This is a genomic window from Dermatobacter hominis (assembly GCF_020715685.1).
Taxonomy (GTDB): domain Bacteria; phylum Actinomycetota; class Acidimicrobiia; order Acidimicrobiales; family Microtrichaceae; genus Dermatobacter; species Dermatobacter hominis.
The window spans coordinates 2518200-2533427 of the sequence record NZ_CP085840.1; the positions used below are offsets into that span (position 1 = coordinate 2518200).

Below are 15228 nucleotides of genomic sequence, written 5' to 3' on the forward strand. Positions count from 1 at the left end.
TCAGCTGAAGTCGAGGTGGCCCCGGAGCGAGCGCTTGAGCTCGGACACACCGGGGATGCGCGCCAGCGTGATCAGCGCGTCCCAGAGCTCGATCGCCTCGTCGCCCCGCGGGATGCGGTTGATCACCGGCCCGAAGAACGACGACGTCTCGGGCCGCTCGAGGTCGTAGGTGATGATCGGGGTGCCGACGTCGGGGCCGGTCCGCGACAGCCCGAGCTCGGTCTCGCTGCGGATCAGGGCGTCACGGCTCGGGTCCTCGGCGGCACCGGCGAACGAGGCGGGGAGCCGGGCCGCCGCCAGCGCGTCGACGACCAGGGCGCCGACGTCCTCGCCGCCGAACAGCTTGGCGCTGCCGCCCTCGGTGTGCAGCTTGTCGCCCAAGGCGGTGTACACGGCGGCGACGCCGTCGTTGCCGTGCTCCTCGCGCACCGCGGCGGCGATCCGGAGCAGGCCGAGGCCGAAGCGGTGGCCCTGGCGGAACTGCTCGGGGACCTCCTTCTCCTCGTTGAGGTACAGGAGCGAGATGAACCGCCACTCGATCGAGAGGTCGGACTGCTCCGCCACCTCGGTCGCCCAACGGCTCGTCAGCCAGGCGAAGGGGCACACGGGGTCGAAGAAGAACTCGATGTCGCTCATCCGTGGTCCCAACAGCCCGGCGGCGTCGAGTTGTTCCCGAGCGATCGGGGACGTGACGGCTGAACGGTCCTCAGGACGGCAGGAGATCGGGCAGGAGGCCCTGGCCGGCCTCGGTGAGGCAGTCGCCGGTGAGGTGCAGACCGTCCTCGACGAGGCACCGGGTCGCTGTCGCCTCGCCCACCCCGAGCAGCTCGGTCAGGTCCCGCACCTCGACCCACGGGCGGTCGGCGGCGACCTCGGTCGCGAGGCGGTGCACCCGGCGGTTGGTGTCGGCCACCGCGTCCTCCTCGGTGCGCACGTGGCCGACCCAGACCACCCTCGTCCGGGGTTCCTCGCCGTCGGCCGGTCGGACGGCGTCGAACACCTCGGCCAGCCGGCGGGAGTACTCCTCGTCCCACGCGGCGTCCTCGGACATCGTGACCACCACGTCGCCATCGGCATCGGTGAGGTCCTGGGCGTCGTTCGACCCGACCGAGAAGACGAGCACGTCGGGCGGGAAGTCCCGCGCCAGCTCGTCGATCCGTGAGGGCCAGTCGAACTTGTCGGGTCGGGCCAGTCCGGTCCCGGACTCCCCGATCACCTTGACGACCGCGCGGTCGCCGCCCTCCGCGTCGGCGACCACCTCGCGGAGCTGCGTGCCGAGCCCGACCGAGATCGAGTCGCCGGCCACCGTGATCTTGTGCTCGTCACCCGCCGCCGACGCGCCGTCGTCGGAGGCGGCGTCGTCGCCGCAGCCGGCCGATGCCAGCACCGCCAGCACCACCGCTGCGCCGACGACCGCCAGCGATCGCCGTCGCCTGCGGCGCGTGGCGGGGCCGGACCTCGTCGAGGGCATCGGACCAGTCTGAACGACCGGCCCGGACCTCACCAGCCGAGCGTCACCAGCCGAGGGTGAGCCGGAAGCGGGCGTCGCCCGGGCACCACATCGGGAAGTTCGTGCCCCACACGTTGTCGTACAGGCACACGTGCCATCCGCCGGCCAGGTCGGGCAGCCGATCGTCGAAACGGAGGAGCGACGGGGAACCCGGCGCGACGAGCGGGGCGTCGGGCAGCTCCATGCGGACCCCCGAAGGGTGCCGGACCGACTCCACCGCGTGCAGCGTCCGAGCCCCGCGCGACACGACGTCGAGCGGCGACACCTGCTCGCCGAGCTTGACCATCGTCCACGCCTGCGGATCGGGCACCGTGGGCACGAACGACCACCACGTCGACTCCGCCCAGCGTGCCGCCGGCTTGCCCACCCACTGCAGCGAGCACGCGAGCTCGTCCGGCCGGCCGTCCACCAGCTCGTAGCCCAGGACGACCCAGTGCGGCGCCGCGCTCGTCGCCCGCACCTCCTCGGAGAACGCGAGCTCGAGCAGGAGCACCTCGGCACCGGGCCGCTCAGCGTCCGCCTCGCGGCGACCGGACCACGCCCCGACGAGGTCGGGGGCGTACCAGGCCGAGCGGGCGCCGCTGTGCTCGAGCCCGGGCTTGGTGTTGTCCCACAGGGCCCAGTCACGGTCCTGCGGCAGGGTCCCGGCGTTGTAGGTCTGGAACCACCGCCGGTAGTCCTCGGCGTCGTACGTCCGGTGGCCGAGCCGGCCGAGCGCCTGGCCACCCCCGACCAGCTCCGCCGGACCGTCCGCTCTCGGCACGCGCAGGCCGACCAGCGCGCCGTCGTGCGGGTCGACGGCCACCTCGACCGGTCCCAGCGAGGTGCGGATCGGTCCGCCGTCCTCGGGTCGGTGGAGCGCGACCAGGCCCTCGACCGACACGGGGGCCGCGCCGGTCTGCAGCATCCCCGCCTTGGCGTCCTCGGCCAGGTCGCTGCGCCCCGCGCGCTCGAGCACCTCTCGGAACCGGTCGAGGTAGGTCCGCTGCTCGCTCCAGCTCCACTCGAACCGGCGTGTCGCCTGGCGTGGCCGCACCGAGGCCAGCTGCGTCTCGGACCAGTGCTCGGTGTCGGGCCAGTGCGCCTTCTGGTCCAGCCCCCACGTGTGCTCGGCCACGAGGAGGAGCTCCGTCGACGCTCGCCACAGCGCCGGGTCGTCGTCGGCCACGCGGCCGTCCGCGATCCACGCCCGTCGGCGGCGGCAGGTCTCGCGGAACGCCGCGGTCTTGGACGGGTCCGACGCCACGCCATGGATCCAGGTGTCGCCGATCTCGGCCGTGACGACCGGCAGGGCCCCGGCGACCAGCCGCAGCACGTCCGCGACGTCGTCGAGCGTGGCGGCGCGGATCTCGGCACCCGGGTGGGCCAGGCGCAGCTCGTCCCAGTGCCGGACCACCGCCTCGAGGCTCGGCGGACCGTCGTTGTCGCCGGTCATCCAGAGGTCGACCGCGGTCCCGGTGCCCGGCAGCACCTGCAGCGCGCCGTACGCGCCCGGCTGCTGGACGACGGTGACCTCGGGTGGCTCGCCCGTCGCGGTCCACGACCCGGCCGGCGCCGCCGGGTCGCGCCAGCGGAACGTCGTCGGCACGTCGGGCGCCGGCGCGGCCGGGTTGATGCCGACGTGGAGCAGGTCCACGCCGGCGTCGGCCAGGATCGACACGAGCGCCCGGGTGTGGCCCGGCACGTCGGTCAGCTTGGCGGCGCGGGTGCGGCGCTCGAACCACTGGTCCAGCCGTGCGGAGATGCTCAGGCCGTGCGCCAGGAGCGAGCGGTCGGCCACCTCGGTGTGGGTCGTGAACGGCAGCGCGTGCCAGGCCAGGTCGCCGGCCTCGATCGCGGCCTCGACCGACAGCCGCAGCTCCCGGTCGGGCTCCTCGAGCGCCTCGTTCACGATCCAGGAGCCTGCGGTCCACGTCAGGCGGGGACCGTCGCCGCGCTCGCGCAGCCGGCGCGCCACCGACATGGCCCGCGGCAGGTGCTCCTTCAGCCAGCGCTCGCGCACCGCCGCCGCGAGGTCGGTGAAGCCGACGTCGAGGTGCGACTTGGCGACCACCAGCACCGTCTGGACGGGCTCGGCCGGCGCGGGGTGGCTCACCACGGGCCGCTCACCGACGGGTGATCGACAGCGTCGCCAGGACCCGGTCGGCCCGCGGCGCGGACACGCCGCGCAGCCGGTGCGAGCCGAGCGCGACGTAGAGCGCGAACGCCCGGCCGTGCACGTGGAAGAACTGCTGGTGCCCGCTCGCCCCGAGCAGCGGGCGGTGCATCGTCGCCCGGTCGAAGTCGGACGCGCGGAGCGGCCGATGGATGCCGACGCTCGAGAACAGCGGCGTCGCGCCGGCCTCGGGATCGAACTCCACGAGCGCGATGAAGATGTCGTGCGGGCCCATCTCCTCGACCGCGCCGCCGCCGTAGTCGCCGCGGACGGCCGGCAGCGGGAAGCTCGCCACGTGCAGCACCGGGTTGGTGGTGCCCATCGGACCGACGTCGGCCGCCGGCGTGTCGCTGGGATCGCCCGCGGCGCGGCGGATCGATCCGTCCCACCCCGCCGGCACCGTCACCGACATCCCGTGCGCGGTCAACGTGCGGGCCGGCGCGACCCTCGTGGCGCTCATCGGCCCTCCTCGGCGTCGACGTCGACGACCGGTTCGTAGAGGCGGGGGTCACCGGGTCGGATCCCGGCCGCCGCCAGCTCGGCGTCGACCCGCTCGGCCCGGTCGCGGCCGGTCAGGAACGCCCGGCGCGACGGCGAGCCGCCGGGGGCGCCCAGCGCCCGGCCCGTGTCGGCGAGCGACCGACCCAGCAGGTCGACCACCTGCGGCCACGACGCGGCCGCGCCCTCGCCGACGACCTCGTCGCCGTCGACCAGCGCGAAGTACGGCGCCACCGGGACCCCGTAGTCCTCCCAGGCGTCCGACGACAGGACGACGTCGACCCCCGGGGGTGCCAGCTCGGCGACGCGGGCGGGCGACTCGGACTCGTGGCCCTGCGTGACGACGACCAGGCGGATGTCGGGGGCGGGCAGCTCGACGCCCTCGGCGAAGGCCGACCAGAACTGGTGGCAGGTCGTGCACCCGGTGGTGAGGAAGGCGAGGAGCGTGCGGTGCGTCCCGCCGAGCACCCCGATGGCCACGGCGTCACCCGAGGGGTCCGTGCCGACGAGGTCGAACGCCCCCATGCCGAGCAGCTCGCCGGGGGCGGGCACGCCCTCCTGGGTGACGAGCTCACCGGGCGGCACCTCGATCGGCGCCGCGGCGGCGGCGGCCGACGCCGTCGACGCCGGGGCGGCGGCGCGGGCGGCCCTCGTGGCGCGGGCCGCATCGGCGGGGTTGGCCGGGTCGAGGTCGACGCCCAGGTCGTGGAGGGCGCGGAGGATCTCCGCGTGGCTGCGCAGGAGGCTCACGACGAGGACGGCGAGCAGCGCGACGACCACGCCGAGCAGGACGACGGCGACGGTCACGGGCCCACCTCCGCGTCGGCGGCGCTGCCCGCGGGGGCGGCGGCCACGGCGCCGGCCGGCTCGGGCACCGACACCCGGGCGCTGGCCAGCACCGGCGGGATCGTGCGCGGGCCGTCGACGGTGGCGGTAACCACCACCTCGTGGTCGCCCGGCGGCAGCGACAGGACCTCGTCGATGCCGTCGGGACCTGCGCGCAGCGAGGCGCGGAACTGGCCGTCGACGAGCACCCGCACGTTGGCGGGGACGCCGTCGGTCCGCTCGACGCCGGTCGTCGCGACGCGCACGCCGTCGCCCGCCGCCTCGAGGGCCATGACCTGGCCGGCCACCACCGCGGCCACGCCGGTGGTCGTGCAGCCGAGCGAGACGTTCGAGCCGGCGCCGGCGTTGAGCGCCGTCACGCAGACGTTGCGGGCGCCCGGGCTGATGCCGGTGAGCGTGATGTCGAAGCCGTAGCCGTTCCACCCGTCGCCGCGAGAGCGGTTGGCGGTGAAGGTGCCGCGGTCGGCGCCGTCGACGGTGACGCGCACCTGGATCGGCGAGGCGGTGTCGACGTCGCGGGCCCAGCCGATGATGCGCAGCGAGCCCGACCCGGGCGACGTGACCGACTCGACAGCACCGGCCGGGTCGGCGGCCACCGTGACCGGGCGGCAGCCGAGGTCGACGTCGCGGTCGCCGCCGGGGCTGCGGGCGATGATGCACACGTTGTGGTTGCCGGGGCCGGCGGGCCAGCCGATGTCGAAGCCGTAGTGGCCGTGGAGGTGCGGGTACGCCGCACCCAGGTCGGGGCGGCTGAGGTTCGCCACGACCCTGGTGATGAAGCGACCGTCCTCGTAGATGTCGACGGGCAGCTGACCGCCGTCGGCGCCGATCACGAAGCCGCTGGCCCGGATGCTGCCGACGCCGCCCTCCACCTGGTCGAAGTGGCCGGAGGCGTTCGGGTTGATCGTCACCATCTGGTGGAAGATCCAGTTCGACCCGCGACCCGACGTGTCGTTGGCCGCGACCGACACCAGGCGGTCGCCCGGGCACAACCGGTAGAAGACGTCGAAGCCGTGGAACGGACCCTGACCCGGGTACCCGATGGCGACGTCCTCCCGCCAGATGTTGGCGAGGACGGTCGCCTGCGGGCGCAGGCAGTCGTAGACGTTCACGCTGATCGGCACGCCGACGGCGCTCGGGTCGATGGCCCAGCCGGTGACGCGCACGCCGCCGGGCACGACCGTGCAGGAGTCGACCTGGCCGATGGCGTCGACCTCGAGGCAGGGGCGCGAGTGGTAGCGGGTCGCGTTGTCGGTCCGGGCCGCGGTCGTGCACGTGCCGTCGATCCGCCACGGCTCGGTGCACGTGACGACGCGGCACACGATCGGCCCGAGGCAGCGGATGCCCTGGTTGCACTGGCCGTACCGGAAGCCGGTGCAGCCGGCCTTGCGGTTGTTGCAGTCGCCGTTCGCGCAGCCGCACGGCGTCCCGGAGCAGCTGCCCGGGCAGATGCCGTTGGCGCCGCAGCCGCAACCGCCGCAGCCGGCGTTGCAGTCCATGTAGTACCGGGGTCCGCCACCGCAGAAGTTCGATCCGTCGACCTTCCACCAGCCGCCCAGCGCGGTGCCCGGTGGGCAGCGGTTGGCGCCGGTGATCGTGCAGCAGAACTCGGTGTAGCCGTCGTTGCAGAGCGCGTTGCGGGCGCAGACCGCGGCGTACGCGCTGCCCGGACGGAGCGCGAACGTCGCCGGCGCCACGGCGAGCGCGGTGCCCGCCATCGCGCCCTTGCGCAGGACGCCCCGGCGGTCGACCCGCCGCTCCAGGAACGACGACACCCGCTCCGCCAGGCTTCGGCGCCGGCGCCGCGCCCCGGGCGCGGGGTCGGCGTGGCCGGCGTCGCTGGCGGGCGGGGCGTCGAGCGTCGCGACCCCCGTCGGCCCGCCGAGCACGTTCATCGGGTCCCGGGTGATCGGGACGTCCGTCGCCGTCATGCTGCCTCCGCCGCTCGTTCCTGATCCCGCAGCGCCCGCGTGGCCTCGACCACGTCCGCCACGGTCGTGTCCAGCACCACCACGAGCAGGGCGGTCAGCAGCACCAGGGCCGCCACCACCACGCCCGTCCCGCCCAGCTCCGCCAGGCCGTCGGCCGCCGGGACCGGTCCCCCGTCGAGCACGGCCGCGACGATCGCGACGATCGCCGAGCCGACGTTGACGGCGACGTGCACCCAGCTGGGCGGCGCGCTCCGAGCGCCGAAGCAGCCGCAGGACTCGAGCCCACGGCGCCGGGCCAGCACCACGACGACGGCGAAGGCCAGGTAGGCGGCGGCGACGCCGAGGGCGAGGATCGCACCCCCGATCACGAGGGCGCCGATGCCGAGGGCCACCTCGACCGCACCGATCGTCCGGGCCGTCCCGATGCCGCGGATCCGGCCGGGGGCGGCCGGTCGGGCGAGGCCGAGCGAGGCCAGCGTCCCGGCGACCTGCTCGGGCGCAGCGAGCTTTGACGCACCGGCCACGACCAGCACCAGGCAGGCGGCCCAGAAGAGGGCGTCCACGGCAGACACGGGGGTCAGGCTAACCGGACCTGCGCAGGCCCGATCCCGGGCCATGGGTGGATCTGTCCACCCGCCGCTGACCCGTGCGCGCAGCACAGCCCGCACCAGCAGGAGGTCTGGCTCACCGGACCTGCGCAGGCCCGAGCCCGGGCCATGGGTGGATCTCTCCACCCGCCGCCGCCACCCTCTCAGCCCGCGAGGGTGATGGGTGGATCCTCCCGGGTCGAGCGGACTTGTCCCATCGGCTGTCAACCGTTCAGTACCGTCCAACGTCGTAGGAGGGTGTGTTGCCGGTGCCGGTGCGTGACGAGGAGTTCCGTGCGTTCTACGAGCGCATGCACGACCGCGCCCTCCGGACCGCTCGCCGTCTCATCGGGAACGAGGCGGTCGCCGAGGACCTCAGCGCCGAGGCGCTGGCCCGTGCCTACGCCCGGTGGGGCCAGGTGCGCTCGCACCCGAACCCGGATGCGTGGCTGCTCCGCGTCGTCGGCAACCTGGCGATCGACCACGTGCGACGGGAGCGGCGGACCGGGCCGGAGCCACGGACCGAGCACGTCGCGTCGGATCGCCCCGACGACGACGCCGTGCTGCGGGTCGACCTGGCCCGTGCGGTCCACAAGCTCTCCAACCGCCAGCAGGAGGTGGTCGTGATGCGCTACCTCGTCGACCTCAGCGAGGACCAGGTCGCGACGTCCCTCGGGATGTCGACCGGCTCGGTCAAGACGCACCTGTCGCGTGCCAGCGGGCGGCTCAGGGACCACATGGCGGAGCTGGACGAGATCGCCGCGAGGGCCGACTGATGCCGTCGACGGGCCACTTCCCGCCGCCGTCCCGCCCCGACGAGCGTTTCCAGGCCGTGGTCGACCGCGGCGCCCGACTGCAGCGGAGGGACCGCATGACCAAGGGACTCGTGACGGGCGGCATCGCCGCCGTGGTGGTGCTGGTCGTGCTGGCCGGCGTGTTCGCGCTCTCGGGCGGGACGTCCGACGACGACAGCCCGGTGGCGTCGAGCACGACGGAGGCCACGACGACGCTGCCCCAGGACGAGTTGACCGTCGCCGCGACGGACGTGGGCGGCGCGGTCGAGGTGGACGTCGACGACCCGGTGGTGGGCATCGCCTCGACGACGAAGGCGTGCGCACACGTCCGGTTGCAGGGCGAAGGTCCTGCCATGGTCGCGAAGGCTGAGGGCTCGGCGTGCTGGAACCCGGCCGAGGGCGATGCCCTGACCGAGGCGTCGCTGCAGATCATCGAGGCGGAGATCGGGTGCTCCGCCTCGGTCGAGCGTCCGGAACCCGGGGCCACCGTGCCGACGACGGTGCCTGGAGCGGTCCACCACACGTTCCGGTTCACGCTGCCGCAGGGGCTCGAACCAGGGACCTACGTGGCCGAGGTGACCGGCGTCCTCGGCGTCGGTGACGGCTGCCCGACCTCGACGCCCGGCGACGACGAGGAGGTCGCCCCCGGCACGACCACCGTCGAGGTGCCCTGACCGGCCCTCCCTCGAACTCGGGCGCCACGGACCGCTGGTCGGTCGGTGGTGCCCGACATCGGCGTGGACTCGACCGCTCAGCGACGCCGGGCGGCGATGACCTCGTCGTAGAGGGCCTCCCACGACTGGACCGCCGCGTCCGCGTCGAAGCGCTCGAGCCCGACCTCCCGGGCCCGCTCCCCCATCGCGGTGCGGCGAGCCGGATCGTCCCGCAGGAGCGCCAGCGCGTCGACGATGGCGTCGAGGTCCTCGACCGGCACGACCAGCCCGGTCTCGCCGTCGTCGACCGCCTCGCGCACGCTGCCGACGTCGGTGGCCACGACAGGGACGCCGGCCTGCATCGCCTCCATGACCGTGACAGGGAACGCCTCGAGCCGCGACGGCAGCAGGTACACGTCGAAGGTGGGCAGCACGTCGCGGGCGTGGTCGTCCCAGCCCCGCAGCTCGACGCGGTCGCCGACGCCGAGCTCGTCGACCAGCGCCTCGAGCGCCGGGCGCTCCGACCCGTCGCCGACGACGACCAGCCGCGAACCCGGACCGAGCCGGTCGACGGCGCGGATGGCGAGGTCGATGCCCTTGACCGGGTCGTGGCGCGACAGCATGCCGACGGTGAAGTCGTCGGAGGTCCGGGCCGGCGGGTGGAGCTCGACGATCGGCACGCCGGAGTGGATGACCCGCATCGAGCCCTCGGGCAGCTCGCCGAGCTCCTCGATGATGCGGGCGGCGCGGTGGCCGACCGCGACGTGCGCGTCGGCGCGTGCGGAGGTGATCCGCTTCAGCCGGTTCGACAGCGACGACCACGTCCCGACCGGCGAGTGCTCCAGGACGACGACCGGGAGGCCCGGGATCGTCAGCGCGGCGGCGAGCGCCCACTGGCACGACGACATGGTCGACAGGTTGAAGTGGACGAGGTCGGGCTGCAACCAGCGGAGCGCCCGCCGGTGCTGCACCATCGCCCGCACGTCGCTGCGGTCGTGGATCTCGTCGAGGACCATGTACCGGGACCCGGGGCGGCGGCCGGCCAGCCACCGGATCACCTGCTCGTGGGGGCCGACGACGGTGACCCGGATGTCGGGTCGGAACCGCTCGATGAACATCCCCATGGAGGACTCGGCGCCGCCGCGCTCGGCGGCGTCGGTGTAGACGACGAGGTGCATGACGCTCGGGGGTCTGCCTTCCGGGGGTCGGCGGTTCAGAGGTAGCCGGGGGCGTGCAGCGGCCAGGGCCGCTCGACCTCGAGCAGCCGGGCGAACCGCAGGGGCACCTCGTCGAAGTGCCGCCGCCCCATGACCTGCAGGCCGATCGGGAGGCCGTCGCTGCTCAGGCCGGCCGGGACCGAGACGGCCGGGTTCCAGCAGAGGTTGGCGAGCATCGTGAACGGGACGCTCATCGCGGGGTTCACGTCGACGCCGCCGATCTGCGCGGGCGACGGACCCTTCGCCGGGAACGCCGGCACGGCGGTCGTCGGCGTCATCAGGACGTCGATCTCGCTGAACAGCGTCGCCATGTCCTGCTGGAGCTGGAGGCGGCGGCGGTAGCCGTTGACGAGCGTGCGCAACGGGCGGTCGTAGGTGGCCTCGAGCGCCATCCGCACGAACGGCGTGAGGTCGTCGGCGCGCTCCGGCCAGTGCTCGTGCTCCTGGATGCCCAGCCACAGCGACATCGCGCCCGCCGACAGCCAGGTCGCGACCGGGTCGGTGAGGTGGACGTCCACGTCGATCAGATCCACCCCGGCCGCCCGGGCCGCGTCGAGCGCGGCGGCGTGGGAGATCTCCTCGACCTCGGGGTCGACGGGCGCGAAGCCGAGCGTCGAGGACCACCCGACCTTGAGCCCGGACACGTCGAGCGTCTCGATCGCGTCCTCGTAGCGCATGGTCGGCGGCGGCAGCGACAGGCGGTCGGTGTCGTGGGGGCCGGCGGTGATGTCGAGGTGGCGGGCGCTGTCGGCCACGGTCGTGGTCAGCGCGCCGTAGCAGGCGGTCTCGGACGGGTCCTCGTCGGGGTGAGGGATGCGACCGTGGCTCGGCTTGAGCCCGACGAGCCCGGAGAAGCCGGCCGGGATGCGGGTGGAGCCCCCGCCGTCGGACGCCGTGCCGAACGGGATCAACCCGGCCGCCACGGCCGCGGCGGTACCGCCGCTCGACCCGCCGGGCGTTCGCTCGGTGTCCCACGGGTTCCGCGTGGCGCCCCACGCCTTCGTGTACGTGTACTGGATCGTCCCGAACTCGGGGGCGGCGGTCTTGCCGATCGGGATCGCGCCCGCGGCGCGCAGCCGGGCCACGTGCTCGGAGTCGGCGGGCATCGGCGGGCCGCCCTTGTACAGCAGCGACCCGTGGCTGGTGGGCATGCCCTGGCAGTCCTCGAGGTCCTTCACGCCGAACGGCACGCCGGCGAGCGGGCCGAGCAGGTCCGCCTCGCCGGCGGCGACGCGCTCGTCGACGGCCTCGGCGGCCCGGCGGGCACCGTCCGGGTCGAGGTGCACGAACGAGTTCAGCGCCTCGTCGTGCGCCGCGATGCGGGCGAGGCACTCCTCGACCAGCTCAAGCGACGACTGCCGCCCCTCCCTGATGGCGTCGGCGGCCTCGACCACCGACGGCATGGGTTGGCCCTGCAGGCTGGTCACGCGCGCACCTCCGGTTCGGGGGATCGGTCGTCGTCGGGCCGGCCGATGGAGCGACCGCGCCAGGGTCGGGTGCCGAAGCGGTCGAGGTGCACCACGTCACCGACCGGCTTCCGGGTCGTCGGCCCGTAGCGGCCTCGCGGCCACCCCAGCGGCACCATGCACACCGGCTGCACCGTCATCGGGAGGCCGAGCGTCCGCCGCGACAGCGTCACGCTCCAGAGCGGCAGCGTGATCAGCGACGCCCCGAGGCCCATGGCCCGCGCCGCCAGCAGGAGGTTCTGCACGCTCGGGTAGATCGAGCCGTAGTGGCTGCTCGCGGCGAGTGCGGGGACGGGAGCGAACCGCTGCACGCCCTCGAGGCAGGCGACCACGACGACGGGGATCTCCTCGAAGTGCTCGACCTGCCACGCGACCGCGCCGAGCACGCGCTGCATGGCCGGGTCGTCCTTCACGACCCGCTCGCCGAGCCCGCCGTAGAGCCTCCACGCCTGGCGGTACCGCTGGGCGAAGGTGGCGAGCAGCTCGCGGTCCTTGACGACGACGAACTGCCAGTTCTGGCCGTTGGACCCGGTGGGCGCCTTCAGCCCGAGCTCTATGCAGCGCAGCACGATGTCGTCGTCGACCGGGTCGGGGAGGACCTTGCGCACCGCCCGCTGGGTCTCCATCGCCTCGACGAGCGGCATCTCGAGGCGGGCGGCCACGGCGCCGTACGTGCGGTCGCCCTCGGGTGCCCGTTCGTTCGTCGTCATGCGCCCCCGTCCCTCCGTCGCCGGCCGGCCGGGCCCGGTCGCTCCGTCGCGGAACCGCAGCGTAGGTGGTCGCCCGGGCGGGTGACGCCTCCGTGCCGGCCGGTGGCAAGCTGGGCACTTGCGACTCCCCCTCCCGCGCCGGTCCGGCCTGCCGCTCCCGGCGCTGCCGATCCCGCGGCTCCCACGCCCGTCCCTGCCGGGACCGCCGCGGCTGCCGCGGTGGGACGAGACGCTCGACCGGGCCAGCCGGTGGGCCGACGAGGCCGACCACGTCCGCTCGCTCGGCGCCGAACCCCGACCCGGTCCGCCGCCTGCGGGGCTGACCGCGTCGTCGTGGGCGCTCGCCAAGGCCACGTTCACGGTGCTCGGCGCGCCGCTCAGCATCCCGGCGATGGCCGTCGCCAGCCGGAGGGCGCAGCGGGTCGCGCTCGAGCGGATCGCGCTGTTCGACGACCACCTGCGGGCGCTGGCCGAGGGACGCGACACGCCGCTGCCCGCGCCGCGCCGCCGGCGTCTGGCGTCGGACCGCCGGATCGTCATCACGTCGGACCTCCACCGGTGCATCCCCGGCCGGCTCGACTGGCCGGCGCGCCAGCGGACCAAGGAGCTCACCCTGCGCGTGCTCACCCGGTACGCGGCCGAGGGCTGGGACCTCCTCGAGAACGGCGACGTCGAGGACTTCTGGATGGTCGGCGGCTCGACCTGGGGGGCGGTGTACGACGTCGCCCGGATCACCGGCGGCGTGGGTGGCCGCGCCGCCGACGTGCCCCGCCGCGAGCTGCTCACCGAGCACCTCGACCGCATCGTCGCCAACAACGCCGCGACCTACCGGCTGCTGCGCGAGGGCTTCTCCGCAGAGGGCCGCTACCACCGCACGATGGGCAACCACGACGACGTGTACGCCGACGAGCACCTGGTCGACCACCTCCGGTCCCACCTGCCCGGCACCGACGTCGCCGACACCGTCCTGCTGACCCGGCCCGAGAGCCTGGCGGCGCCGGAGGGTCCCGACGCCGACGGCCTCGCCGGCGTGGACGCGTTCGTGGCCCACGGCCACCTCACCGACGCGTGGAACGGCCCGGGCACCGCCTTCCTCGGCCAGGCGATCACGTGGCTGGCCACGGCGTTCGACGACATCCCTGGGCTCGGCGACTCCGTCGACGGCCTCCCCGACGAGGAGGGCCTCGGTCGGCTGCTGACCGGGCGGGGCCGGAACCGCCTCATCACCCTCGACCCGCGCTTCGGCGGCAACCGGCGGTTCGACTCGCTCGACGAGCAGCGCCTGTTCGCCCACCTCGACGCGGTCGCCGCCGAGGGCGGGGCGCCCGACGGGGGCTGGCCGTGGCTCGTGTTCGGCCACACGCACCTGCCGATGCTGCGACCGGTCGACGCCGCCGGGCACCCCGTCCGGTACGCCAACTCGGGGACCGGGCTGCTCGAGCGGGCGATCAGCGTGGTCGAGTGGGATCCGGTGGAGCGCGAACCGCACCTGATCGTGTGGACCGACGAGCCCGACGGCCCGCGCCGCGTCGAGCTCGTCCCCGACGGCCGGCACCTCGCGGTCGCCGATCGCGCCTGATCCGGACGCGGTCCGTGACCGGTGGCGCGCCGGACGCGCCGACGGGAGCCGAGAGGGTGCGAGCGGGCGGTCGAGCTGGGTGGTTCTGCCCTGCGATCCGGTTTCCGCATGGGCCATCCGGTCGGTACCTTCCGTTCTGATGCAGCTGGGGAGCGATCACCGGACGGACGGGACCGACACCCACGGTGCGGAGGCGACGTCCACGGCGCCGTCCGGGACCGAGGTCGCTCCGGGTCCGGCGCGACCCGAGGTCGAGGTCCTGCGACACGATCCCCTCCCCCGCCGGCTCGCCGTCCGCTGGCGCCGCGCCGGCGACGCCGAGGGCCGCCGGTCCGAGTGGCACCCGCTGCGGGCCGCGCTGCTGGTCGCCGTCGTCGCCGCGCTCACCTGGTGGCTCCCCGGCGCCGCCGTGTTCCTCGGCATCCTCGTCGCGCTGATCCTCGTCCACGAGGTCGGCCACCTCGTGGTGGCGCGCCGGTGCGGCATGCGCCCCACCGAGTACTTCCTCGGCTTCGGCCCGACCGTGTGGAGCCGGACGTCGCGTTCCGGGCTCCGGTGGGGCGTGAAGGCCGTCATCCTCGGCGGCTACGTCAAGATCCCGGGGATGGGCCCCTCCGAGGAGGTCGAGGCCTCGCTCGAGCCCTACACCTACCGGGCGGCGACCCGGCCCCGGCGCCTGGCCGTGATCCTCGCCGGCGTCGGCGTGAACTTCCTCGTCGCGCTGCTGCTGTTCTGGACCTACGCGATGTGGGCGCCCGACATCGACGTCGGCCCGGTCCGCGCCGCGACCGGGTCCGGCTCCCTCATGTGGGAGGTCTCTCGGGACACCGTCACGAGCCTCGGCGACCTCGTGACCGGCGCCGCCGACTACAGCCGCTCGGTGGCCGACGGCGAGGTGCCCGAGCAGCGCATGGTGAGCGCCGTCGGCGGGGCCCAGCTGACCGACGGCCTGCTCGACCAGCACCCGAGCCGGCTGCTGCTCCTCGCCGGCCTGTTCTCGACGAGCATCGCGGTGTTCAACCTGCTGCCGCTGCTGCCGCTCGACGGCGGCCACGCGGCGATCGTCGTGACAGAAGGCGCGATCGCGACGGTCCGTCGGCGACCCCGCTACCGCCTGGACCCGAACCGGTTCCGGGTCGCGGCCGCCGTCGTCGTCGTGGCGCTGCTCGCGCTCGGCGCGACCAGCATGTACGTCGACGTGCTGCACCCCCTCAGCGCTGCGGGCTGAGCACCGGCCCAGCCCGGAACGGGTCGGACCGGGCCCGACCTGGTACCGTGGTCG

The 15228-nt window shown here is 74.5% G+C and carries 14 protein-coding genes; 4 read left to right on the plus strand and 10 right to left on the minus strand.

Features of this window, described 5'->3' with window-relative positions:
• From LH044_RS11850 to LH044_RS11880, 7 genes are all read right to left on the minus strand, one after another.
• A complete protein-coding gene (locus tag LH044_RS11850; protein ID WP_227755795.1) occupies positions 1-636 on the minus strand; it encodes a mycothiol-dependent nitroreductase Rv2466c family protein in 636 nt (211 codons plus the stop codon).
• A gap of 70 nt (positions 637-706) precedes the next feature.
• Positions 707-1471 (minus strand): DUF459 domain-containing protein, encoded by a 765-nt coding sequence (locus LH044_RS11855; protein WP_227755796.1) that lies wholly within the window; start codon positions 1469-1471, stop codon positions 707-709.
• 43 nt (positions 1472-1514) lie between these two features.
• Positions 1515-3605 (minus strand): DUF5054 domain-containing protein, encoded by a 2091-nt coding sequence (locus LH044_RS11860; protein ID WP_227755797.1) that lies wholly within the window; start codon positions 3603-3605, stop codon positions 1515-1517.
• A gap of 10 nt (positions 3606-3615) precedes the next feature.
• The gene (locus tag LH044_RS11865; RefSeq protein WP_227755798.1) at positions 3616-4125 is read right to left on the minus strand and encodes a hypothetical protein; all 510 of its coding nucleotides are present in this window, start codon (positions 4123-4125) and stop codon (positions 3616-3618) included.
• The gene (locus tag LH044_RS11870; RefSeq protein ID WP_227755799.1) at positions 4122-4970 is read right to left on the minus strand and encodes a hypothetical protein; all 849 of its coding nucleotides are present in this window, start codon (positions 4968-4970) and stop codon (positions 4122-4124) included. Before LH044_RS11870 ends, LH044_RS11865 begins: the two co-directional genes overlap by 4 nt.
• Positions 4967-6940: a hypothetical protein gene (locus tag LH044_RS11875; protein ID WP_227755800.1), complete on the minus strand. Its 1974-nt coding sequence runs from the start codon at positions 6938-6940 to the stop codon at positions 4967-4969. The genes LH044_RS11870 and LH044_RS11875 overlap by 4 nt, the downstream gene beginning before the upstream one ends.
• Positions 6937-7512, minus strand: a complete 576-nt coding sequence (locus LH044_RS11880) for a MauE/DoxX family redox-associated membrane protein (RefSeq protein WP_227755801.1) — start codon at positions 7510-7512, stop codon at positions 6937-6939. The genes LH044_RS11875 and LH044_RS11880 overlap by 4 nt, the downstream gene beginning before the upstream one ends.
• A 284-nt stretch (positions 7513-7796) precedes the next feature.
• On the opposite strand from LH044_RS11880, the gene LH044_RS11885 reads away from it, so the two are divergent.
• Positions 7797-8303 carry a SigE family RNA polymerase sigma factor gene (locus tag LH044_RS11885; protein WP_227755802.1) on the plus strand — a complete coding sequence of 169 codons (507 nt, stop codon included), beginning with the start codon at positions 7797-7799 and terminating at the stop codon, positions 8301-8303.
• Entirely contained in the window at positions 8303-8995 is a 693-nt protein-coding gene (locus LH044_RS11890; RefSeq protein ID WP_227755803.1) for a hypothetical protein, read from the plus strand. The genes LH044_RS11885 and LH044_RS11890 overlap by 1 nt, the downstream gene beginning before the upstream one ends.
• Positions 8996-9072: 77 nt before the next feature.
• On the opposite strand, the gene LH044_RS11895 is transcribed toward LH044_RS11890, so the two are convergent.
• The 3 genes from LH044_RS11895 to LH044_RS11905 are packed head-to-tail and all read right to left on the minus strand — an operon-like array spanning position 9073 to position 12367.
• Positions 9073-10152, minus strand: coding sequence for a glycosyltransferase family 4 protein (locus tag LH044_RS11895; RefSeq protein WP_227755804.1), 1080 nt, complete (start codon positions 10150-10152; stop codon positions 9073-9075).
• A 35-nt stretch (positions 10153-10187) separates the two neighbouring features.
• Positions 10188-11618, minus strand: coding sequence for an amidase (locus LH044_RS11900; protein ID WP_227755805.1), 1431 nt, complete (start codon positions 11616-11618; stop codon positions 10188-10190).
• Complete coding sequence (locus LH044_RS11905; RefSeq protein WP_227755806.1) at positions 11615-12367, minus strand: nitroreductase family protein; 753 nt, start codon at positions 12365-12367, stop codon at positions 11615-11617. Before LH044_RS11905 ends, LH044_RS11900 begins: the two co-directional genes overlap by 4 nt.
• A 118-nt stretch (positions 12368-12485) precedes the next feature.
• Here LH044_RS11905 and LH044_RS11910 point away from each other — a divergent pair, with 118 nt between their 5' ends.
• Together LH044_RS11910 and LH044_RS11915 are read left to right on the plus strand one after the other, a co-directional pair.
• Entirely contained in the window at positions 12486-13946 is a 1461-nt protein-coding gene (locus LH044_RS11910; RefSeq protein ID WP_227755807.1) for a hypothetical protein, read from the plus strand.
• 139 nt (positions 13947-14085) lie between these two features.
• The gene (locus tag LH044_RS11915) at positions 14086-15174 is read left to right on the plus strand and encodes a site-2 protease family protein (protein ID WP_227755808.1); all 1089 of its coding nucleotides are present in this window, start codon (positions 14086-14088) and stop codon (positions 15172-15174) included.
• The last annotated feature ends 54 nt before the right edge of the window (positions 15175-15228 follow it).